Below are 22,105 nucleotides of genomic sequence, written 5' to 3' on the forward strand. Positions count from 1 at the left end.
GTAATCAATCCTTCTCGGCAATCGGCGTCTGCCCATCCCAGCCACCGCCCAGTGCGGCGATCAGTTGCACGCTGGCCACCAACCGCGTTTGCAGCAAGGTCAGCACAGTGCGCTCATTACTCAGGGCGGTCGCTTGTACGGTGACCACGTCCAGATAGGCAATGAGCCCGGCCTTGTACTGGTTCTGAGTCAGGCGCAGCGATTCACGCGCCGCGTCCAGCGCTTCATTGCTGACCACCGCCTCGTCTTCCAGCACCTTGAGCTGCACCATGTAGTTTTCCACTTCACGGAAGCCGTCGAGCACAGTCTGGCGGTACTTGGCCACGGTTTCGTCGTAGGACGCCACGGTGCGGTCGACTTCCGCCGAGCGCTGGCCGCCGTCGAACAGGGTCATGGCGAGTTTCGGCCCTACCGACCAGAAGCGGTTCGGCAAGCTGATCCAGTCCGCATAGGTGCTGCTGGAATAGCCGCCGGCGAGGCTCAGGCTCAGGTCCGGGTAGTAGGCGGCCTTCGCCACGCCGATATTGGCGTTGGCGGCGATCACCGAACGTTCGGCCGAAGCGATGTCGGGGCGACGCTCGAGCAGTTGCGACGGCAGGCTCACCGGAATCTGCGGCAGTGCCGGGATGTCCTTGCTCACCGCCAGGTTGAAGTTGGCCGGCGCTTCACCGATCAACACGGCGATGGCGTTTTCCAGCTGGGCGCGCTGCCAGATCAGGTCGATCAGGCTGGCCTGGGTGGTCTTGAGCTGGGTTTGCGCCTGGGCCACCGCGTCCTTGCCGGAGACACCGGCACGGTATTGGTTCTCGGTCATTTGCAGGGAGCGCTGGTAGGTCTCCAGGGTCGCTTGCAGTAAGCGGGTCTGCTCGTCCATGACCCGCAGTTGCAGGTAGCTTTGCACCAGTTCCGACTGTTGGCTCAGGCGCATTGCGGCCAAGTCCGCCGAGCTGGCTTCGGCGCTGGCCTCGTTGGCCTCCAGGCCACGGCGCAACTTACCCCAGATGTCCGCCTCCCAACTCACGCCGAGCTGCGCATTGAGGGTGTCGCGGATCCCGCTGCTGGAACTGCTGAGGCTCGCGTTGCTGCTGCCGGTACCCTGGCTGGCGCGGGTTTTCCCGGCGCTCAGGTCGACGGTGGGGTAAAACGCCCCGCGCGAACTGCGCACCAGAGCCTGGGCCTGGCGAAAGCGCGCTTCGGCCTGGGCCACGGTCTGGTTGGAGCTGTTCAGGCGCAGCACCAGGTCATTGAGCTGGCGGTCGCCGTACAACTCCCACCAGGCGCCACGAGCCAGCGAGTCGCTGGGGGTGGCCTGGCGCCAGCCCTGGGCTTCCTTGAATTGCGCGGGTTCGATGACGTCGGGGCGGTGGTAGTCGGGCCCGACGGCGCAGGCGCTGAGCAGTGCGCCGCAAAGCACCAGGCTCGCAACACGGGAACCACGGATCATGGCCAATTTGGCAAAGGTTGAATCGGTCATAGCGCAGTGTCCAGGGCAGCGTCGGTACGCACGCCGCGCCAGGCGTTGAAGCGGTGGCGCGCGCGGTCGAGATAGAGGTAAACCACCGGGGTGGTGTAGAGGGTCAGGACCTGGCTGAAGATCAGGCCACCAATGATGGTCAGGCCCAGGGGACGGCGCATTTCCGCGCCATCGCCGGCGCCGAGCAGCAACGGCAAGGCGCCAAGGATCGCCGCCAGCGTCGTCATCAGGATCGGCCGCAGACGCAACAGGCAGGCGCTGCGAATCGATTCCAGCGGGGCCATGCCGGCGTTGCGTTCCAGTTGCAGGGCCAGGTCGATCATCAGGATCGCGTTCTTCTTCACCACGCCGATCAGCAGGAACAGCCCCAGCAAGGAGATCAGGCTGAACTCGCCCCCCGTCAAATAGATCGCGAGCATGGCGCCGACACCGGCCGACGGCAGGGTCGAAAGAATCGTCAACGGATGAATATAGCTCTCATACAGAATGCCCAACACCAGGTACACCGCCACCAGCGCGCCGAGGATCATGAACGGCTGGCCCTTCTGCGTGGCCGCGAAGGCATCGGCGGTGCCGGCCATCTTGGCGATCACATCTTCCGGCAGGCCGACCTTGGCAATCGCCCGCTCGATGGCGACCGTGCCCTGCTCCACCGTGACCCCGGGCGCCATGTCAAACGCGATGTTTTCCGAAGCGAACTGGCCTTCATGGCTGACACGGTCGTCTTCCAGGCTGTTCTCGTAATGGGCAATGGTCGACAACGGCACCCGCGCGCCGTCGGAAGTGATCACCTGCATCTGGTTGAGGGTGATGGGGTCCTGGGCGTATTTGGGGTTGACCTCCATCACCACCTGGTACTGGTTGAGGCTGTCGTAGATGGTGGAAATCTGCCGCTGGCTGTAGGCGTTGTTGAGTACTGCAGTGACCATGTCCATATCGATGCCCAGGCGCTTGGCCTGGTCACGGTCGACAATCAGCGTGACCTGGGCCGCGCCCCGGCCTTCGCGGGCGTCGATGGCGGTCAGTTCCGGCAGCTCGCGCAAGGCAGCCACGACTTTCGGGTACCACAGGCGGAGCGCGGCCAGGTCACCGCTTTGCAGGATGTAGGAATACTGCGCGCTGGTCTGGTCACGACTGCCGCCGAATTGCAGGTCCTGGTCAGCCATCAGGAACAGGCGCCCGCCCGGCACCAGCGGTACATCCTTGCGCAGGCGCTCGATCACCGCCTGGGCGGAAACCTTGCGTTCACTGATGGGCTTGAGGCGGACCAGCATCACCGCGTTGTTGGTACCGTTGTTGCCACCGATAAAGCCGGCCACGCTGAGCACCGCCGGGTCGTTGAGCACGGCCTTGCGGAAGATTTCCATCTTCGGCTGCATGACGCTGAACGACAGGCCGTCATCCCCGCGAACAAAGCCGATCAATTGGCCGGTGTCCTGTTGCGGCATAAAGGTTTTCGGTACCACTACGTACAGCGCCACATTCATGCCAATGGTCAGCAACAGGCTGAGCAAGGTCAGGCGGCGGTGGCGCAGCACCCAATCCAGGCTGGTGGCGTAGCCGGCGACCATGCGGTCGTTGATCTTCTGGCTCCAGCGTTGCAGGCCGGTCATCCGGCCTTTGACGTGGGGCTTGAGCCATCGGGCGCAGAGCATCGGCGTCAACGTCAGCGACACGATCAGCGACACGATGATCGCCGCCGACAAGGTGATGGAAAACTCACGGAACAGGTTGGTGACGATCCCGCCCATGAACAGGATGGAGAGGAACACCGCCACCAGCGACACGTTCATCGAGAGCAAGGTAAAGCCGACTTCCTCGGCCCCCAGGTAAGCCGCCTTCATCGGCGGCACGCCTTCGTCGACATGCCGGGAAATGTTCTCCAGCACCACGATGGCGTCGTCCACCACCAGGCCGGTGGCCAGGATCAGCGCCATCAACGAAAAGTTGTTCAGCGAGAAACCGTACAGGTACATGACCGCGAAGGTGCCCACCAACGACACCGGCACGGCCAATGTGGGGATCAGCGAGGCACGGAAGTTACCCAGGAACAGGTACACCACCAGGATCACCAGCCCCACCGCGATCAACAACGTCATCTCGGCTTCGTGCAAAGTGGCGGTGATTACCGGCGAGCGGTCCATGGCCAGGCTGAGCTTGACGCTGGACGGCAACACCGCCTGCAACGCCGGCAATTGTGCCTTGATCTGCCTCACGGTCTCGATGATGTTGGCGCCGGACTGGCGATTGATCACCAGCAGCACCGCCGAATCATTGTTGAAGAAGCCACTGTTGTAGCGGTCTTCGACGCCGTCGCTGATCTTCGCCACGTCTTTCAGGCGCAGGGCAGCGCCATCCTGGTAGCGAATCAGCAGCGGTTCGTAGTCCTTGGCTTTTTCCAACTGGTCGTTGGCCTGGATCTGCCAGTTGCGCTCACTGTCTTCCAGCGAGCCTTTGGGCCGGCGCTGGTTGGCATTGGCAATGGTGTTGCGCACGTCGTCCAGGGCCACGCCGTACTGGTCGAGAGCCTTGGGCTCCAACTCGATACGCACCGCCGGCAGGGAACTGCCGCCGATCTGCACCTCGCCCACGCCCGGTACCTGGGACAGGCTTTGGGAGAGGATAGTCGAGGCAAGGTCGTACAACTGGCCCTTCTGCAACACGTCCGAGGTCAGCGACAGCACCATGATCGGCGCCTGGGACGGGTTGATCTTCTTGTAAGTGGGCATGCTGCGCATGCCGCTGGGCAGCAGGTTGCGCGAGGCATTGATGGCTGCTTGCACTTCCCGCGCGGCACCGTTGATATCACGGTCGGAGTCGAACGCCAGGATCACCCGCGTGGAGCCCTGGCTCGACGAACTGCTCATGGTGGTGATGCCGGCAATCGCGCCGAAGGAACGCTCCAGCGGCGTGGCCACCGTGGACGCCATCACCTCGGGGCTGGCGCCGGGCAAGCTGGCCGATACCACGATCACCGGGAAGTCGATCTGCGGCAGCGGCGACACTGGCAGCAGATTGAAGCTGACACCGCCCAGCAACATGATCGCCAGGCTCAGCAGCATGGTCGCTACCGGCCGGCGGATGAAAGGTCCGGACAGGTTCATGACTCAACCGGCTCCAGGCTTTGCGGCTCTTTGCGCCAGCGGCGGCCGAGGCGATCGAAGTACAGGTAGATCACCGGCGTGGTGAACAGCGTCAACACCTGGCTCACCAGCAAGCCGCCGACCATCACCAGGCCCAGGGGCTGGCGCAATTCAGCGCCGGAGCCGGTGGCCAGCATCAACGGCACTGCACCGAACAGCGCGGCCAGGGTGGTCATCAGGATCGGCCGGAAGCGCAACAGCGCCGCCTGGTAGATGGCAGTCTGCGGGTCCAGGCCCTGATTGCGCTCGGCGTCGAGGGCGAAGTCGATCATCATGATCGCGTTCTTTTTCACGATACCGATCAGCAGGATGATGCCGATGATCGCGATCATGCCCAGGTCGTTGCCACTGAGCAGCAAGGCCAGCAAGGCCCCTACCGCTGCCGACGGCAAGGTCGACAGAATGGTAATCGGGTGGATGTAGCTCTCGTAGAGCACACCCAGCACGATGTACATGGTGACCACCGCCGCCAGGATCAGCAGCAAGGTGCTCGACAGCGATGCTTCGAACGCCTGCGCCGCGCCCTGGAACTGGGTCTGCACGCCCACCGGCATGCCAATGTCCTTCTGCGCCTGGTTGATCAGCTCCACGCCTTTGCCAAGCGCAACGCCAGGGGCCAGGTTGAACGACATCATCACCGCCGGGAACTGGCCGATATGCGCAATCGCCAACTGCGCCTGGCGCTGTTCCACATGGGCCAGGCTGGACAAGCGCACCTGCCCGCCGTCAGTGGTTTTCACATGGATCTGGTTCAGCGCCGCCGGGCCCAGGGTTTCTCCCGACTGGGCCTGCAAGACCACGCGGTACTGGCTGGCCTGGGTGTAGATGGTGGAAATCTGCCGCTGGCCAAACGCGTCATACAGGGCATCGGTGATGGTCGACACACTGACGCCCAGGCGCGAGGCCGCATCGCGGTCGATCACCAGGTACACCTGCAGGCCTTTGTCCTGCAGGTCGCTGGCGACATCGGTGAGTTCCGGCATCTGGCTCAGTGTGTGCACCAGCTTGCCGCTCCACAGGGCCAACAGGTCGGCATCCGGCGAGGACATGCTGAACTGGTATTGGGTGCGGCTGACACGGTCTTCGATGGTCAGGTCCTGCACCGGCTGCATGAACAGGCGGATGCCCACCAGCTTGTCGACCTGCGGTTGCAGGCGATTGATCACCTGGGCCGCGCTCAAGTCGCGCTGGCCGTGGGGCTTGAGGTTGATCAGCAAACGGCCACTGTTGAGGGTGGCGTTATCACCATCCACACCGATGTAGGACGACAGGCTTTCCACCGCCGGGTCGGTCAGGATGATCTTCGCCAGTTCCTGCTGGCGCTGGCTCATGGCGGCGAACGAAATCGACTGCGGCGCCTCGGAGATCCCCTGGATCACCCCAGTATCCTGCACCGGGAAAAAGCCCTTGGGCACCACCAGGTACAGCACCACCGTAAGGCCCAGGGTGGCGATGGCCACCAGCAGGGTCAACGGCTGGTGCTTGAGCACCCACTGCAACTTGCGCCCGTAGGCTTCGATCAGCCAGTCGATCCAGGCGCCGCTGGCCTTGTAGAAACGGCTCTGCTCTTCTTCCTTGGGTTCGCGCTTGAGCAAACGCGCGCACATCATCGGCGTGAGCGTCAGGGACACCACCAGTGAAATCAGGATCGCCACCGCCAGGGTGATGGCAAATTCGCGGAACAACCGCCCGACCACATCGGCCATGAACAGCAGCGGGATCAATACCGCGATCAGCGACAGCGTCAGGGAAATCAGGGTGAAGCCGATCTGCTTGGCGCCCTTGAGCGCTGCGGCCAACGGCGTCTCGCCTTCCTCGATATAACGGGAGATGTTCTCCAGCATCACGATGGCATCGTCCACCACAAACCCCGTGGCGATGGTCAGGGCCATCAGCGTCAGGTTGTTGATGGAGAACCCGGCCAGGTACATCACGCCAAAGGTGCCCACCAGAGACAGCGGCACGGCAATCGACGGAATGATCGTGGCGCTGACCCGACGCAGGAACAGGAACGTCACCATCACCACCAGGGCGATGGCGATCAGCAATTCATGCTGCACATCGGTGACCGAGGCGCGGATGGTCTGGGTGCGGTCGGTGAGGACCGTCACGTCGAGGCCGGCCGGCAGGTTGTCGGTGATGCTCGGCAGCAGCGCCTTGATGCGGTCGACCACCTCGATCACGTTGGCGCCCGGTTGGCGCTGGATATTAAGGAGCACGGCCTGGTTTTCATTGGCCCAGGCGGCAAGGCGCTCGTTTTCGGCGCCATCGACGATCTGTGCCACATCTTTAAGGCGCAAAGGCGCGCCATTGTTGTAGGCCAGGATCAGCTCGGCGTATTGCTGGGGCGACACCAACTGGTCGTTGGCATCGAGCATCGACACCCGCGTGGGGCCGTCGAAGTTGCCCTTGGGCTGGTTGACGTTGGACGCGGCGATCAGGGTGCGCACGTCGGACAGGTTCAAGCCGTTGGCCGCCAGGGCTTCGGGGTTGACCTTGATGCGCACGGCCTGGCGCTGGCCACCGGCGATGCTGACCATGCCGACGCCGCTGATCTGCGCGATCTTCTGCGCCATGCGCGTGTCGACCAGGTCGTTGAGCTTGGGCAGCAGCATGGTCTTGGAGGTAATGGCCAGGGTCAGCACCGGGGTATCCGCCGGGTTGACCTTGTTGTACACCGGCGGCGCCGGCAAATCCTTGGGCAGCAGGTTGGTGGCGGCGTTGATCGCGGCCTGCACCTGTTGCTCGGCGACATCCATATTGATGTCGAGGTTGAAACGCAGGGTCAGTACCGAGGCGCCGCCGGAGCTGGTGGACGCCATCTGGGTCAGGCCGGGCATTTGCCCGAACTGGCGTTCAAGCGGCGCGGTGACCGCGCTGGTCATCACGTCAGGGCTGGCGCCGGGGTACAGGGTCATGACCCGAATCGTCGGGTAGTCCACCTGGGGCAAGGCCGATACCGGCAGCAAGCGATACGCGATGATGCCGGCCAGGACAATGGCCAGCATGCTCAGCGTGGTGGCGACCGGGCGAAGGATAAACAGCCGCGACAGGTTCATGAACCGACCTTTTGCGCCTTGCCGGCGTTGGCGCCGGTCTCCCCTTTAGCCGCAGGCTTGCCCTGCAGGTGTTCAGTTGGCGTAGTCGGGACTTCACTGCTGTCGTTGACGACTTCGATCTCGCTGCCTTCCTTCAGGCGGTCAGTGCCTTCCAATACCACGCGGTCGCCGGCGACCAGGCCTTCCTTGATCACGGTGTTCTCGCCATCGGTGTCACCCACCACCAGCGGCTGGACCTTGACCTTCTTGTCGCCATCGAGCTTGTAGACAAAGGTGCCGGTGTTGCCGAACTGAATCGCGGCGGACGGCGCCAGCACCACGTTGTGCAAGGTGTCGGCAAGCAAATGCACGTTGACGAACTGGTTGGGGAACAGCGCCTGGTCCTTGTTATCGAAACGTGCCTTGAATTTCAGGGTGCCAGTGGTGACGTCGATCTGGTTATCCAGGCTTTGCAGCACGCCGGTGGCCTGCTGTTTCGCGTCGCCACGGTCCCAGGCTTCCACGGGCAGCTTGTTGCCGGCGCGATAACGCGCGAGCACGGTTTCGAGGGTGTTTTCCGGCAGGGTGAAGGCCACGCTGATCGGCTGGGTCTGGGTGATCACCGCGAGGAAGGTGGTGTCGTTGGCGGCGACCAGGTTGCCCACGTCGACCTGGCGCAAGCCGACGCGACCGCTGATAGGCGCGCGGATCTTGGTGAACTCGAGGTTGAGCTTGGCGTCGTCCACCGCGCCCTGGTTGGTCTTGACTGTGCCCTGGTATTGCAAGACCAGCGCTTCGGCGGTGTCCAGGGTCTGCTTGGCGATACTGTCCTGGGCGTAGAGGCCACGATAACGCTCAACGTCGACCTGGGCGTTTTTCAGCTGGGCCTGGTTCTGCATCAACGTGCCCTGGGCCTGGAGCAAGGCGTTCTGGTAGCTGCGCGGGTCGATCTCGGCCAGCAGGTCACCGGCCTTGACCATCTGCCCTTCTTCAAAGGCGATCTTGACCAGCTCGCCGCCCACCCGGCTGCGCACATTGATGGTATTGAGCGCGGTGACCGTGCCCAGGGCCTTGTAGTACACCGGGAACTCCCCCTGCACCGCCGGTGCCACGCGCACCGGCACCGGGCCGGTGGACCCGCCGAAGCCCGGGCGCGCCATGCCGGTTTTGCCGGTGTGCCCGGCCGGCGCGTCTTTGTGGGCAGCGCCGCTTGGCCAGAATTTCCAGCACAGGCCGGCGATAACCAGCAGCACGAGCAGGCCGAACAGCCAGCGGCGGGAGTTGCGGGGGGAGGATTGCATGGAGTGATCAACCATTGGGCGCGAGAGCTTCTTCTTCGGGAGGCTGAAAGATAAGCACTGGAGCGCGTTAAGAAAAGCGCCTTTACCGGCTATTTACCTTGGGCTTACAACTTTTAACTTCTGCGGCTTAGTCTGTCGGATATTTCCCTAAGCATCTGAAGCGCAAATGAAAACGGCCTGGACTAGGCCAGGCCGCAATCATGTATCAAGCGCGCTACTGCCAAATGACAGTAATGCGCCGCAACAGTTACTTCAAAACTGCCAGGGCAGCTTCGTAGTTCGGCTCTTGGCCGATTTCCGGAACCAGTTCGCTGTGCAGCACTTTGTTGTTTTCATCCAGTACCACGACGGCGCGGGCGGTCAGGCTGCGCAGCGGGCCATCAACGATGTCCACGCCGTAGTCCTGGGAGAACGCGGCGCTGCGAAAATCCGACAGGCTCTTCACGTTTTCCAGGCCTTCAGAACCGCAGAAGCGCGCTTGGGCAAACGGCAGGTCCGAGGAAATGCACAACACGACAGTGTTGTTCAGCTCGTTGGCCTGGGCGTTGAACTTGCGTACCGACGTCGCGCAGGTCGGGGTGTCGACGCTTGGGAAGATATTCAGCACTTTGCGCTTGCCGGCAAAGGTAGCCAGGGTTGCATCCGACAGATCGCCGGCGGTCAGGGTGAAGTCTGCAGCTTCAGAGCCGACTTGCGGCAATTCGCCTTCAACCTGGACAGGGTTACCACGAAGGGTGACTTGAGCCATGAACAGAATCCTTATGCTGGGTTTTGGTTAAACGCATTCGAGAGGCCGAAGTTAACCACAAAGTGCCGTGGCTACCTACCGCCAGACACAAATTGTCATGCCACGCGGTTGTGGTTTAATTGCGCGCTTTGCGCCTGCCCTCCAAGGAACCCGTTGTTGATGAATCAGCCCGCCACCAAAGTCCTGGTCATTGGTTATGTCTGGCCGGAGCCCCGTTCCTCGGCCGCGGGCGGGCATATGATGCAGATCCTGGAAACTTTTCTTACGCAAGATTGGGACATTACCTTCAGCAGCCCCGCAGCGCTGGGCGAGCACAAGGCCGACCTGCCTGCGCTGGGCATCGCCGAATGCGCGATTGAGCTCAATAACAGCAGTTTCGACGATTTTATTCGCGAACTGGCCCCGGACATCGTGCTGTTCGACCGTTTCATGATGGAAGAACAGTTTGGCTGGCGCGTGGAGAAGTGCTGCCCCGACGCCCTGCGCGTCCTGGAAACCTCCGACCTGCAAAGCCTGCGCGACGCCCGCCATCAGCGCCTCAAGGAGCACCTCAAGGCCCATCCGGGCAGCGACGACTTCACTGCGCTGTTCGCCCCGGCCCTGGAGGAAGAATTCCAACTGATGGCCGACACCGACCTGGCCAAGCGTGAAATCGCCGCGATTTACCGCTGCGACATCAGCTTGATGATCTCCGACGTGGAAATCCGCCTGCTCACCGAACAGTTCAAGGTGCCGGCCGCCCTGCTCCACTGGTGCCCGTTGATGATGACGCCGCCAACCGACGCCTTCGTACCGTTCGAGGAGCGTGCGCACTTCCTCAGCATCGGCAACTTCCGCCACGCGCCGAACTGGGACGCCGTGCTGTGGATGAAGAACAGCCTCTGGCCGTTGATTCGCCGGCAATTACCGGGCGCCCAGCTGCATATCTATGGCGCCTATACCCCGCCCAAGGCCACCGCCCTGCACAACCCTGCCCAGGGTTTCCATGTGATGAACTGGGCCGAAGACGCGCTGCAAGTGATGACGGCGGCGCGTATCTGCCTGGCGCCGCTGCGCTTCGGTGCGGGCATCAAGGGCAAGCTGGCGGATGGGATGCTGTGCGGCACCCCCAATATCACCACCCCCATCGGCGCGGAGGCCATGGGCGATGAGCGGCCATGGCCCGGCGCCATCGAGCAATGCGCCGAAACCCTGGCCGCGGCGGCCGTGACGCTCTATCAGGATCGCGAACGCTGGACCCAGGCGCAGGAAGATGGGCGCCAACTGATTGCGCGTCGCTATGACCGCAATATCCACGGGCCCGTGTTGCTGGAGTGCCTGCAACACTGCCGCAGCCACCTCGCCGCCCATCGCCGCAGCAACTTCACCGGCAGCATGCTCCGCCACCATGCGCATAAAAGTACGCAGTACATGTCCCAGTGGATCGAGGCGAAAAACCGCAGCGTATAAACACCGAGGCTGGCAGCGCCGCGCACAAGGGGGCATTATTCGGCGGGCAACCAATAATAAAGCGACGGCAGCATGACCCGAGCAACGCGCATCACCGACCCTTCCTACGAGCTGATGGACGATCACAACGGTCTGTCCATCATCTATCGCCAGCATGGCTTCCCCTGCCCGCTGGTGCGCTGGCATTTCCACAAGGAATACGAGCTGCACCTGATCGTCGCCAGCTCGGGCAAGGTGTTTATCGGCGACTACATCGGTAATTTCTACCCGGAAAGCCTGTTCCTCACCGGCCCCAACCTCCCCCACAACTGGATCAGCCAGGTGGAGGAAGACGAAGTGGTGCCCAAGCGCGACATGCTGGTGAATTTCACCGATGAGCTGTTTGACGGCGGCAGCCATATTTTCGCTGAACTCAAGAGCCTGGCACCGCTGCTGGAACGGGCGCAGTACGGCATCGAGTTCCGCTGCAAAAAGACCATCGCCCAGGCCATGACCCTGATGCAACGCATCGAAGACGCCCAGGGCATGGCGCGCCTGGGTCACTTCTTTATCTTGCTGGAAGTATTGAGTACCTGTGAGGACTACCAACTGCTGTCCGGCGTGACCACGCCACAACTGGCCGATGAACACAGCATCGACCGCACCAACCGCGCGGTGGATTACATCTTCGCCCACTACGCGCGGGAGTTGCCGTTGGAAGAAGTGGCGGAACACCTGGGCATGAAGCCAACGTATTTTTCCCGGGTATTCAAGCAGGCCACCGGCCGCACGTTTATCGAGTTCGTCAATCGGCTGCGGATCAGCAAATCCTGTGAACTGCTGGCCGATGGCGACAAGGCCGTGACGGATGTGTGCTTCGAGTCGGGTTTCAACAATATCTCCAACTTCAACCGGCGCTTTCAGCAGCTTAAAGGCATGACCCCTTCCCACTACCGGCGCCTGGCGGTACAGCGGCTGACCGAACAGAACCTGGCTTGAACCTGACGGTGCAACCGAGCACTGGTGTGAAGCCCGGCGGTCGGAACTGGTATTTCTGACAGTATCGCCATGGATTTTCCCCTCCTTAAATGAGCGAGCACATCATTCCTGGAGAGTGGTGTTCATTTAAATCGAGGATCGAAAAATGAGCCAAACCACAGAACAAGCACGTGAACACAGATTCATCATCAACCATCGCGTCGCATTTGGTCATGACGGAGATAAATATGGCTGGACAGGGGGAGGCTCCATCATTGATGACGACGTGAGTGGAAGGACAGCCTGGTTTGTCCAGAAGGCAAGCAGAGCGTTCACGGAGACGTTGCCCCCTCACAGCAATCTGACCGTAATCCTCTATTGTCGTGTCCGATCACCTGGCAGCACGCTAAAAGCCACGCATTCTGGAGGAACGTATTACTCCACCAGCGAGATGGTCACCACGCAAATGAGTACGTATTGGGTAAGAAATGCGAAAGCTGATGCCGCTGGAAAGTTCTGGATAGACTTCGAAACAGATAATGGCCAGTCTCTGCGAATCCATCAGATTGAAGTCATGGGCCCCGTCACCGCGACGGACACTCCCGAGTCACTGGGGATGGAAATACTGGGCGAAGTGGTCTCCTGAATACAGATTGACGCCATGACGACGGTGCTCACACCGTCACGTCATGCGCTTTTGGTGATCTTTCCCACGCAGAGCGTGGGAAAAATCATCGAGTGCAAAAAAGTATCAGTCCAAGTGTTCCCAAGGATTTGTCACGGCCCCGTTTGAAGGCTGTAATCAACGCACACTCTTCCTGACTGCTCGTAGGAAGACACAACAACAATAACTGTCCTTCTGTAGCCCCCTGGGCGCGGAAATGGAGTGCGCGATGAAGTTCACAGCAAAAACCCTGCTTGCCTGTTCTTGCATGACTGCATGCATGACCCTCAGCGCCGTCAGCTTTGGCGCGCAAACCCTGACCATTGCCACCGTCAACAACAGCGACATGATCCGCATGCAGAAGCTCTCGAAAACCTTCGAGGCCGAGCATCCGGAGATCAAGCTGAACTGGGTGGTGCTCGAAGAAAACGTGCTGCGCCAACGCCTGACCACCGACATCGCCACCCAAGGCGGGCAGTTCGATGTGTTGACCATCGGCATGTACGAAGCTGCACTCTGGGGCGCCAAGGGTTGGCTGGAGCCGATGAAGGACCTGCCGGCGTCCTACGACCTCGATGATGTATTCCCTTCCGTGCGTGACGGTCTGTCCGTCAAAGGCTCGCTGTACGCCCTGCCGTTCTACGCTGAAAGCTCGATCACCTATTACCGCACCGACCTGTTCAAGAACGCCGGGCTGAGCATGCCCGAGCACCCGACCTGGAGCCAGATCGGCGAATTCGCGGCCAAACTCACCGACAAGAGCAAAGAGCAATACGGCCTGTGCCTGCGTGGCAAAGCCGGCTGGGGCGAGAACATGGCGCTGATCACCACCCTGGCCAACGGCTACGGCGCACGCTGGTTCGATGAAAAATGGCAGCCTGAATTCAACGGCCCCGAGTGGAAGGACGCGCTGAACTTCTACGTCGACAACATGAAGAAATCCGGCCCGCCGGGTGCTTCCAGCAACGGTTTCAACGAGAACCTGGCGCTGTTCAACAGTGGCAAGTGCGCGATCTGGGTGGATGCCAGCGTCGCTGGCTCGTTCGTCACCGACAAGACCCAAAGCAAAGTGGCTGACCATGTCGGTTTCACCTTTGCCCCGCACGAAAAAACCGACAAAGGCACGTCGTGGCTGTATTCCTGGAGCCTGGCGATCCCGACCAGCTCCAAGGCCAAGGACGCCGCCAAGGTGTTCACCAGTTGGGCCACCTCCAAGGAATATGGCGCATTGGTCGCCAAGACCGACGGCGTAGCCAACGTCCCGCCAGGTACGCGCAAGTCGACCTACAGCGACGAGTACATGAAGGCTGCACCGTTCGCCAAGGTGACCCTGGAATCGCTGAAAGTCGCCGACCCGACCAAACCGACCCTCAAGCCGGTGCCGTATATCGGTATCCAACTGGTGACCATTCCTGAGTTCCAGGCAATTGGCACCCAGGTCGGCAAGTTCTTCTCCGGGGCGCTGACCGGCCAGCAAACGGTCGATGCTGCACTGACCGCCGCGCAGACCACCACCGAGCGTGAAATGAAGCGGGCGGGTTACCCCAAGTAACCCGGGTCTCACCACAGTCAAATGTGGGAGGGGCTTGCCCCCTCCCACACTGACCGCACTCCGATCCTCGCTGCGCAATGGCCTTGATTATCATGAATACACCACGCAAAAACCGCCTGGCCAACCCCGGCTGGTTCCTCGTCACGCCTTCGGTCGCCATGCTGCTGCTGTGGATGATCGTGCCGCTGGGCATGACCCTGTACTTTTCGCTGATCCGCTACAACCTGCTCTACCCCGGCGAGAACCAATTCGTGGGGCTGGAGAACTTCACCTACTTCATCACCGACTCGGGCTTCCTGCCCGGCGCCACCAATACCTTGTTGCTGGTGGGCAGTGTGCTGCTGATCAGCGTGGTGTTCGGCGTGTTGATCAGTGCCCTGCTGGAGGCCAGTGAGTTCCTGGGGCGTGGCATCGTCCGGGTGCTGTTGATTTCGCCGTTCTTCATCATGCCCACCGTCGGTGCGCTGATCTGGAAGAACCTGATTTTCCACCCGGTGTCGGGGATTCTCGCGGCCGTGTGGAAGTTCTTCGGCGCCGAGCCCGTGGACTGGCTGGCGCACTATCCGTTGCTGTCGATCATCATCATTGTGTCGTGGCAATGGCTGCCGTTCGCGATCCTGCTGCTGATGACCGCCATGCAGTCCCTCGACCAGGAACAAAAGGAAGCCGCGCGCCTGGACGGTGCCGGTGCCATCGCGATTTTCTGGCACCTGACCCTGCCCCACCTGGCCCGCCCGATTGCCGTGGTGGTGATGATCGAAACGATCTTCCTGCTCTCGGTGTTCGCCGAAATCTTCACCACCACCAACGGTGGCCCCGGCTACGCGTCGACCAACCTCGCCTACCTGATCTACAACCAGGCGCTGGTGCAGTTCGACGTGGGCATGGCCTCAGCCGGCGGCTTGATTGCCGTGGTCATCGCCAATATCGCGGCGATCATCCTGGTGCGGATGATCGGCAAAAACCTGACTGACAAGCCTTGAGGGCCGCGCCATGACGCTTCAACAATCCCGCCGCCTGCAAAGCCTGTTGCTCGGCACCCTGGCCTGGGCCATTGCGATCCTGATCTTCTTCCCGATCTTCTGGATGGTGCTGACCAGCTTCAAGACCGAAATCGACGCGTTCGCCACGCCGCCGCAGTTCATCTTCACGCCGACGCTGGAGAACTACCTGCACATCAACGAGCGCAGCAACTACTTCAGCTATGCGTGGAACTCGGTGCTGATTTCATTCAGCGCCACCGCCCTGTGCCTGCTGATCTCGGTGCCGGCGGCCTACTCCATGGCGTTCTATGAAACCAAACGCACCAAGGGCACGTTGCTGTGGATGCTCTCCACCAAGATGCTGCCGCCGGTGGGCGTGCTGATGCCGATCTACCTGCTGGCCAAGAGCTTTGGCCTGCTGGACACGCGCATCGCGCTGATCATCATCTACACCCTGATCAACCTGCCGATCGTGGTCTGGATGGTTTACACCTACTTCAAGGACATCCCCAAGGACATCCTCGAGGCCGCGCGCCTGGACGGTGCCACGCTGTGGCAGGAAATGGTCCGGGTGCTGCTGCCGATCGCCAAGGGCGGTCTGGCCTCCACGGTGCTGCTGTCGCTGATCCTGTGCTGGAACGAGGCCTTCTGGTCGTTGAACCTGACCTCGTCCAACGCCGCGCCCTTGACCGCGCTGATCGCCTCCTACTCCAGCCCCGAAGGCTTGTTCTGGGCCAAATTGTCTGCCGTCTCGACCCTGGCCTGCGCGCCGATCCTGATCTTTGGCTGGATCAGCCAGAAACAGCTGGTGCGCGGTTTGTCCTTCGGCGCCGTGAAATAACGGCCTTTCAATAAAAATTTCAAAGTGGAGGCCCATCCCATGGCCAACCTGAAAATCAAGAATCTGCAAAAAGGCTTCGAAGGTTTCTCGATCATCAAGGGCATCGACCTGGAAGTGAACGACAAGGAATTCGTGGTCTTCGTCGGCCCCTCGGGCTGCGGTAAATCCACCCTGCTGCGCCTGATCGCCGGCCTCGAAGAAGTGAGCGAAGGCACCATCGAACTGGATGGCCGCGACATCACCGAAGTCACCCCGGCCAAGCGCGACCTGGCGATGGTGTTCCAGACCTACGCCCTGTACCCGCACATGAGCGTGCGCAAGAACATGTCGTTTGCCCTGGACCTGGCCGGCGTCGACAAGAAGCTGGTGGAGAGCAAGGTCAACGAAGCGGCGCGCATCCTCGAACTGGGGCCGTTGCTGGAGCGCAAGCCCAAGCAACTCTCCGGTGGCCAGCGCCAGCGCGTGGCGATTGGCCGCGCCATTGTGCGCAACCCGAAGATCTTCCTGTTTGACGAACCGCTGTCCAACCTCGACGCCGCCCTGCGCGTACAGATGCGCCTGGAACTGGCGCGCCTGCACAAAGAGCTGCAAGCAACCATGATCTACGTGACCCATGACCAGGTCGAAGCCATGACCCTGGCCGACAAGGTAGTGGTGCTCAACAGCGGCCGCATCGAACAGGTCGGCTCGCCGCTGGAGCTGTACCACCAGCCGGCCAACCTGTTTGTGGCGGGCTTTCTCGGTACACCGAAAATGGGCTTCCTCAAGGGCAAGGTCACCCGTGTCGAAGGCCAGGGCTGTGAGGTACAACTGGACGCCGGCACCCTGATCAGCCTGCCGTTGAGCGGCGCCAGCTTGAGCGTGGGCAGCGCGGTGACCCTGGGCATTCGTCCGGAGCACCTGGAAATCGCATCGCCTGGGCAAACCACCCTGACCGTCACCGCCGACGTCGGCGAGCGCCTGGGCAGCGACACTTTCTGCCATGTCATCACCTCGAACGGCGAGCCGCTGACCATGCGGATTCGCGGCGACATGGCCAGCCAGTATGGCGAGACGCTGCACCTGCACCTGGACCCGGCACACTGCCATCTGTTCGACACCGACGGTGTTGCCGTGGCCCGCCCACTGCGCGCTGCCGCCTGATTTCGCGAGTATTACGTTATGAAACTGAATAAACACAACCTCACCCAGTTGGCGCCGGAAATCAAACTGCCGGCCTACGCCATTGCAAGTACCTCCCAGGGCATCGCCCATATCGGCGTCGGCGGCTTCCACCGTGCGCACCAGGCGTACTACACCGATGCGCTGATGAATACCGGCGAGGGCCTGGACTGGAGCATCTGCGGCGTCGGCCTGCGTGCCGAAGACCGCAAGGCCCGCGACGACCTGGCCGGCCAGGACTACCTGTTCACCCTCTATGAGCTGGGCGACACCGACGACACCGAAGTGCGCGTGATCGGCTCGATCAGCGACATGCTGTTGGCCGAAGACAGCGCCCAGGCGTTGATCGATAAACTGGCCAGCCCCGAGATTCGCATCGTCTCGCTGACCATCACCGAAGGCGGCTACTGCATCGATGACAGCAACGGCGAGTTCATGGCCCACCTGCCGCAGATCCAGCATGACCTGGCGCACCCGAGCGCGCCGAAAACCGTGTTCGGCTTTATCTGTGCGGCCTTGACCCAGCGCCGCGCGGCCGGCATCCCGGCGTTTACCGTGATGTCCTGCGATAACCTGCCGCACAACGGCGCCGTCACGCGCAAGGCACTGCTGGCCTTCGCCGCCCTGCACAATGCCGAGCTGCATGACTGGATCAAGGCCAATGTGAGCTTCCCGAACGCCATGGTCGACCGCATCACACCGATGACCAGCACCGCCCACCGCCTGCAACTGCACGACGAACACGGCATCGACGATGCCTGGCCAGTGGTTTGCGAACCCTTTGTGCAGTGGGTGCTGGAAGACAAATTCGTCAACGGCCGCCCGGCGTGGGAAAAGGTCGGCGTGCAGTTCACCGACGACGTGACGCCCTATGAGGAAATGAAGATCGGCTTGCTCAACGGCAGCCACCTGGCCTTGACGTACCTGGGCTTTCTCAAAGGCTATCGGTTTGTGCACGAGACCATGAACGATCCGCTGTTCGTGGCCTACATGCGCGCCTACATGGACCTCGACGTCACCCCACACCTGGCGCCGGTACCGGGCATCAACCTGAGCGACTACAAGCAGACCCTGGTGGACCGCTTCTCCAACCAGGCGATTGCCGACCAGTTGGAACGGGTGTGTTCGGATGGCTCGTCGAAGTTTCCCAAGTTCACCGTGCCGACCATCAATCGCCTGATTGCCGATGGCCGCGAGACCGAGCGCGCGGCACTGGTCGTCGCGGCGTGGGCCCTGTATTTGAAGGGCGTGGATGAGAATGGGGTGAGCTACAAGATCCCGGATCCGCGCGCGGCGTTCTGCCAGGGGCTGGTGAGTGACGATGCACTGATCAGCCAGCGGTTGCTGGGGGTGGAAGAGATTTTCGGGATGGCTATTCCCAACTCGCCTGAGTTTGTGGCAGCGTTCGAGCGGTGCTATGGGAGCCTGCGGGATAACGGCGTCACCACTACCCTACAGAACCTCCTGAAGAAACCGGCTTAAAACTGTGGGAGGGGGCTTGCCCCCGATGAAGGTGTGTCAGTCAAATACCCTTCACTGACGCACTGCCAACGGGGGCAAGCCCCCTCCCACACTGGACCGGGTTGCCAATCCAAAAAAATAACACCGCTGAGCACACCATCATGACCCAGCAAAACCTGTTCCTCGGCATCGACTGTGGCACCCAAGGCACCAAGGCCATCGTCCTCGACACCTCCAGCGGCAAGGTGCTGGGCCTGGGCGCCGCCGCGCACACCCTGATCAGCGGCGCCAATGGCCGTCGCGAGCAGCACCCCCAGGAATGGCTGGATGCCTTTACCGAAGCCACCCACCGCGCCTTGCAACAGGCCGGCGTGGACGGCCAGGCCATCCTTGGCATCGGCGTGTCCGGCCAGCAGCATGGGCTGGTGTTGCTGGATGACAGCGGCCAGGTGCTGCGCCCGGCCAAGCTGTGGTGCGATACCGAAACCGCGCCGGAGAACGAGCGCCTGCTGGCCTACCTGGGCGGCGAGAGTGGCTCGCTGGAACGCCTGGGCGTGGCGATTGCGCCGGGCTACACCGTGTCGAAGCTGCTGTGGACCCGCGAGCAGCACCCGGACATCTTCGCGCGCATCGCCCATGTCCTGCTGCCCCACGACTACCTCAACTACTGGCTCACCGGCCGCGCGGTCGCCGAATACGGCGATGCCTCGGGCACCGGTTACTTCAACGTGCGCACCCGCGCCTGGGATGTGGCGCTGCTCAAGCACCTAGACCCCAGCGGCCGCCTCGAAGCTGCGCTGCCGGCGTTGATCGAAGCCGATCAAACCGTCGGCAGCATCCTGCCGGCCATCGCCGAGCGCCTGGGCATCAACCCCAATGCCATCGTGTCCAGCGGCGGCGGCGACAACATGATGGGCGCCATCGGCACCGGCAATATCGCCCCCGGCGTGATCACCATGAGCCTGGGCTCGTCCGGCACCGTGTATGCCTTTGCCGACCAGCCCAACGTAAGCCCGCAGGCGTCGGTCGCCACTTTCTGCTCATCCAGCGGCGGCTGGTTGCCGTTGATCTGCACGATGAACCTGACCAACGCCACCGGGGTGATTCGCGAGTTGTTCGAACTGGACCTCAACGCCTTCAACGCGCTGGTCGAGCAAGCCCCGATTGGCGCCGATGGCGTCAGCATGCTGCCGTTCCTCAACGGCGAACGCGTGCCTGCCCTGCCCCACGCCACCGGTAGCCTGCATGGGCTGACCATGACCAACCTGACCCGTGCCAACCTGTGCCGCGCGGTGGTCGAAGGCACCACCTTCGGCCTGCGCTACGGCCTCGATCTGCTGCGCCACACCGGCCTGCAAAGCCAGAGTATCCGCCTGATCGGCGGCGGCTCGAAAAGCCCGGTATGGCGGCAGATGGTCGCCGATATCATGAACACCGAAGTGATCTGCACCGAACAAAGCGAAGCCGCCGCCCTGGGCGCGGCGATCCAGGCGGCGTGGAGCCAGTCCGGCGAATCCCTGGCCAGCCTGTGCGACAAATGCGTGAGCGTCGACCCGGCCAGCCGTACCCTGCCGGTGGCGGCCAGTGTCAGCGCCTATCAACTGGCTTACGAACGCTATCAACAGCACGTGGCAACCCTTTAAGAGCGAACGACTATGTATCTGGTGTGTGGTGAAGCGCTGTTTGATTTTTTCAGCGAGGAAGATGCCAGCGGGCTGGCCTCCAAGGTCAATTACAAGGCGATTGCCGGTGGCTCACCGTTCAACGTCGCGGTGGGTTTGCGCCGCCTGGGCATTGAGGCCGGGTTGTTCGGCGGCCTGTCCACCGACTTCCTCGGCCGACGCTTGTTGCAGGTGCTCAAAGATGAAGGTGTCAGCCAGCAGTTCCTGGTGGAATTCGCCGCGCCGACCACCCTGTCGATGGTCGCTGTGGGCGCCGATGGCTCACCGCAGTACAACTTCCGCGGTGAAGGCTGTGCGGACCGGCTGCTGGAAGTCGCGCATTTGCCGGTCCTCGGCGATGAGGTGCGCGGTCTGCATGTCGGCTCGTTCTCACTGGTGGTGCAACCGATTGGCGACACCCTGCTGGCGCTGGTCAAGCGCGAAAGCGGCAAGCGCCTGATCAGTCTCGACCCCAACGTGCGCCTCAACCCGCAGCCAAACATCCAGCTGTGGCGTGACCGCGTCGCCGAACTGGTCAAGCATGCCGACCTGATCAAGGTCAGCGATGAAGACCTGCACCTGCTCTACCCCGGCCAGTCGCCGGAAAGCGTGCTGCAGGGCTGGCTGCAACACCGTTGCCAACTGGTGTTCCTGACCCGTGGCGGCGAAGGTGCCAGTGTGTTCAGCCGTCAGCACGGCACATGGTCTGCTCCGGCACTCAAGGTGGTGATGGCCGATACCGTCGGCGCCGGGGATACCTTCCAGGCCGCGTTGATTGCCTGGCTGACCGAGCAACAGCTGGACTCGGTGGCGGGCCTGCAACAGCTCACCCGCGCGCAGATCGACGCCATGCTGGGCTTCGCCATCCGCGCCGCCGCCCTGACCTGCGGCAAGACCGGGCCGGACCTGCCCTATCGCCACCAAGTGGGCTGAATCCCGCGTTTATGAAGGTTTTGTCAGCCAGGGCAACATTAATCGATGGTTAATCCCGCAAGTCGAGAGTGACGGTGTACCCACTTGCGGAGCACCACCATGAAACTGCGTACCCTAATGCTCGGCGGCGCCCTGGCGCTGGCTGCAGTGTCGGGCCTGGCCCAGGCTGACGATCAAACACAGGCGGCCAAACCCGTGCCTTATCATTACGGCATGCCGATGAACATTGCCAAGGTCCTGGCCATGAACGAACCCCCCACTAACGACTGCAAAGTCATCAAGGCGGATATCAAGTTCCTGGACAAGGCGGGCAAAGTGGAAGACGTGAGCTACCGGAAAATGTCCGAAGCCTGCGATTTCCAGAATTGATGGGCGAACATGAACCGCATTGGGCCTGGCATTTACCAGGCCCACCGTTCATATCCAACGATCAGTAGTAACCCCGCGCTCCGGCTCTCTGCTGAGCAGGTGCATGGGTGTGTTTCAGGTCTTCACGCAACCCGGTAATCAGGTTGCAAATAGCTCGACTGCTGTCGAGTTTGTCAGCGTTTATACCTTTGACTTCCAAATCCACCCGGTCACGGTCGCGGTCGTCATAGACCTTGATCGTCAGCGAAGCATCTTCGGCTTTGGTGCATTCGCACCGTTTGGGCAGGAAACTTCCTTCGATAATGCTGCGAAGTTCTAATTCCGAAAGCATGGCCAACCTCTCCTTTTTTGAGACTTGCCAATCGATTGT

17 protein-coding genes are annotated in these 22,105 nt (G+C 61.8%); 11 read left to right on the forward strand and 6 right to left on the reverse strand.

Features of this window, described 5'->3' with window-relative positions:
• Positions 1-4: 4 nt before the first annotated feature.
• The 5 genes from FIV39_RS27665 to tpx all read right to left on the reverse strand — a co-directional run bounded on the left by FIV39_RS27665 (position 5) and on the right by tpx (position 9,704).
• On the reverse strand, positions 5-1,474 hold the full coding sequence (locus FIV39_RS27665; protein WP_090405083.1) for an efflux transporter outer membrane subunit: 1,470 nt from the start codon (positions 1,472-1,474) through the stop codon (positions 5-7).
• Complete coding sequence (locus FIV39_RS27670; protein WP_146371660.1) at positions 1,471-4,578, reverse strand: efflux RND transporter permease subunit; 3,108 nt, start codon at positions 4,576-4,578, stop codon at positions 1,471-1,473. The genes FIV39_RS27665 and FIV39_RS27670 overlap by 4 nt, the downstream gene beginning before the upstream one ends.
• On the reverse strand, positions 4,575-7,676 hold the full coding sequence (locus tag FIV39_RS27675; protein ID WP_090405091.1) for an MdtB/MuxB family multidrug efflux RND transporter permease subunit: 3,102 nt from the start codon (positions 7,674-7,676) through the stop codon (positions 4,575-4,577). Before FIV39_RS27675 ends, FIV39_RS27670 begins: the two co-directional genes overlap by 4 nt.
• Positions 7,673-8,971, reverse strand: coding sequence for an MdtA/MuxA family multidrug efflux RND transporter periplasmic adaptor subunit (locus tag FIV39_RS27680; RefSeq protein ID WP_090405094.1), 1,299 nt, complete (start codon positions 8,969-8,971; stop codon positions 7,673-7,675). The genes FIV39_RS27675 and FIV39_RS27680 overlap by 4 nt, the downstream gene beginning before the upstream one ends.
• A gap of 232 nt (positions 8,972-9,203) precedes the next feature.
• On the reverse strand, positions 9,204-9,704 hold the full coding sequence (gene tpx, locus FIV39_RS27685) for a thiol peroxidase (RefSeq protein WP_090405097.1): 501 nt from the start codon (positions 9,702-9,704) through the stop codon (positions 9,204-9,206).
• A gap of 159 nt (positions 9,705-9,863) precedes the next feature.
• Here tpx and FIV39_RS27690 point away from each other — a divergent pair, with 159 nt between their 5' ends.
• From FIV39_RS27690 to FIV39_RS27740, 11 genes are all read left to right on the forward strand, one after another.
• Complete coding sequence (locus tag FIV39_RS27690) at positions 9,864-11,153, forward strand: glycosyltransferase (RefSeq protein ID WP_090405101.1); 1,290 nt, start codon at positions 9,864-9,866, stop codon at positions 11,151-11,153.
• A gap of 72 nt (positions 11,154-11,225) precedes the next feature.
• On the forward strand, positions 11,226-12,131 hold the full coding sequence (locus FIV39_RS27695) for an AraC family transcriptional regulator (protein ID WP_090405105.1): 906 nt from the start codon (positions 11,226-11,228) through the stop codon (positions 12,129-12,131).
• Positions 12,132-12,276: 145 nt separating this feature from the next.
• Positions 12,277-12,756: a hypothetical protein gene (locus FIV39_RS27700; RefSeq protein WP_090405108.1), complete on the forward strand. Its 480-nt coding sequence runs from the start codon at positions 12,277-12,279 to the stop codon at positions 12,754-12,756.
• 247 nt (positions 12,757-13,003) lie between these two features.
• Positions 13,004-14,326 (forward strand): ABC transporter substrate-binding protein, encoded by a 1,323-nt coding sequence (locus FIV39_RS27705; RefSeq protein ID WP_090405111.1) that lies wholly within the window; start codon positions 13,004-13,006, stop codon positions 14,324-14,326.
• Positions 14,327-14,418: 92 nt separating this feature from the next.
• Positions 14,419-15,309, forward strand: coding sequence for a carbohydrate ABC transporter permease (locus FIV39_RS27710; protein ID WP_090410023.1), 891 nt, complete (start codon positions 14,419-14,421; stop codon positions 15,307-15,309).
• Positions 15,310-15,319: 10 nt separating this feature from the next.
• Entirely contained in the window at positions 15,320-16,150 is an 831-nt protein-coding gene (locus tag FIV39_RS27715) for a carbohydrate ABC transporter permease (RefSeq protein ID WP_032886872.1), read from the forward strand.
• Between the two features lie 39 nt (positions 16,151-16,189).
• On the forward strand, positions 16,190-17,293 hold the full coding sequence (locus FIV39_RS27720; protein WP_090405114.1) for an ABC transporter ATP-binding protein: 1,104 nt from the start codon (positions 16,190-16,192) through the stop codon (positions 17,291-17,293).
• Positions 17,294-17,311: 18 nt separating this feature from the next.
• Positions 17,312-18,793 carry a mannitol dehydrogenase family protein gene (locus FIV39_RS27725; protein ID WP_090405117.1) on the forward strand — a complete coding sequence of 494 codons (1,482 nt, stop codon included), beginning with the start codon at positions 17,312-17,314 and terminating at the stop codon, positions 18,791-18,793.
• 140 nt (positions 18,794-18,933) lie between these two features.
• On the forward strand, positions 18,934-20,415 hold the full coding sequence (gene xylB, locus FIV39_RS27730) for a xylulokinase (protein ID WP_090410025.1): 1,482 nt from the start codon (positions 18,934-18,936) through the stop codon (positions 20,413-20,415).
• A gap of 12 nt (positions 20,416-20,427) precedes the next feature.
• On the forward strand, positions 20,428-21,366 hold the full coding sequence (locus FIV39_RS27735) for a carbohydrate kinase family protein (RefSeq protein WP_090405121.1): 939 nt from the start codon (positions 20,428-20,430) through the stop codon (positions 21,364-21,366).
• A 99-nt stretch (positions 21,367-21,465) separates the two neighbouring features.
• A complete protein-coding gene (locus tag FIV39_RS27740) occupies positions 21,466-21,735 on the forward strand; it encodes a DUF2790 domain-containing protein (protein WP_090405123.1) in 270 nt (89 codons plus the stop codon).
• A gap of 61 nt (positions 21,736-21,796) precedes the next feature.
• On the opposite strand, the gene FIV39_RS27745 is transcribed toward FIV39_RS27740, so the two are convergent.
• A complete protein-coding gene (locus tag FIV39_RS27745) occupies positions 21,797-22,066 on the reverse strand; it encodes a DUF1652 domain-containing protein (protein WP_090405126.1) in 270 nt (89 codons plus the stop codon).
• Between the last annotated feature and the right edge of the window lie 39 nt (positions 22,067-22,105).

The sequence above is a fragment of the Pseudomonas grimontii genome, assembly GCF_007858185.1.
Classification (GTDB): Bacteria; Pseudomonadota; Gammaproteobacteria; order Pseudomonadales; family Pseudomonadaceae; genus Aquipseudomonas; species Aquipseudomonas grimontii.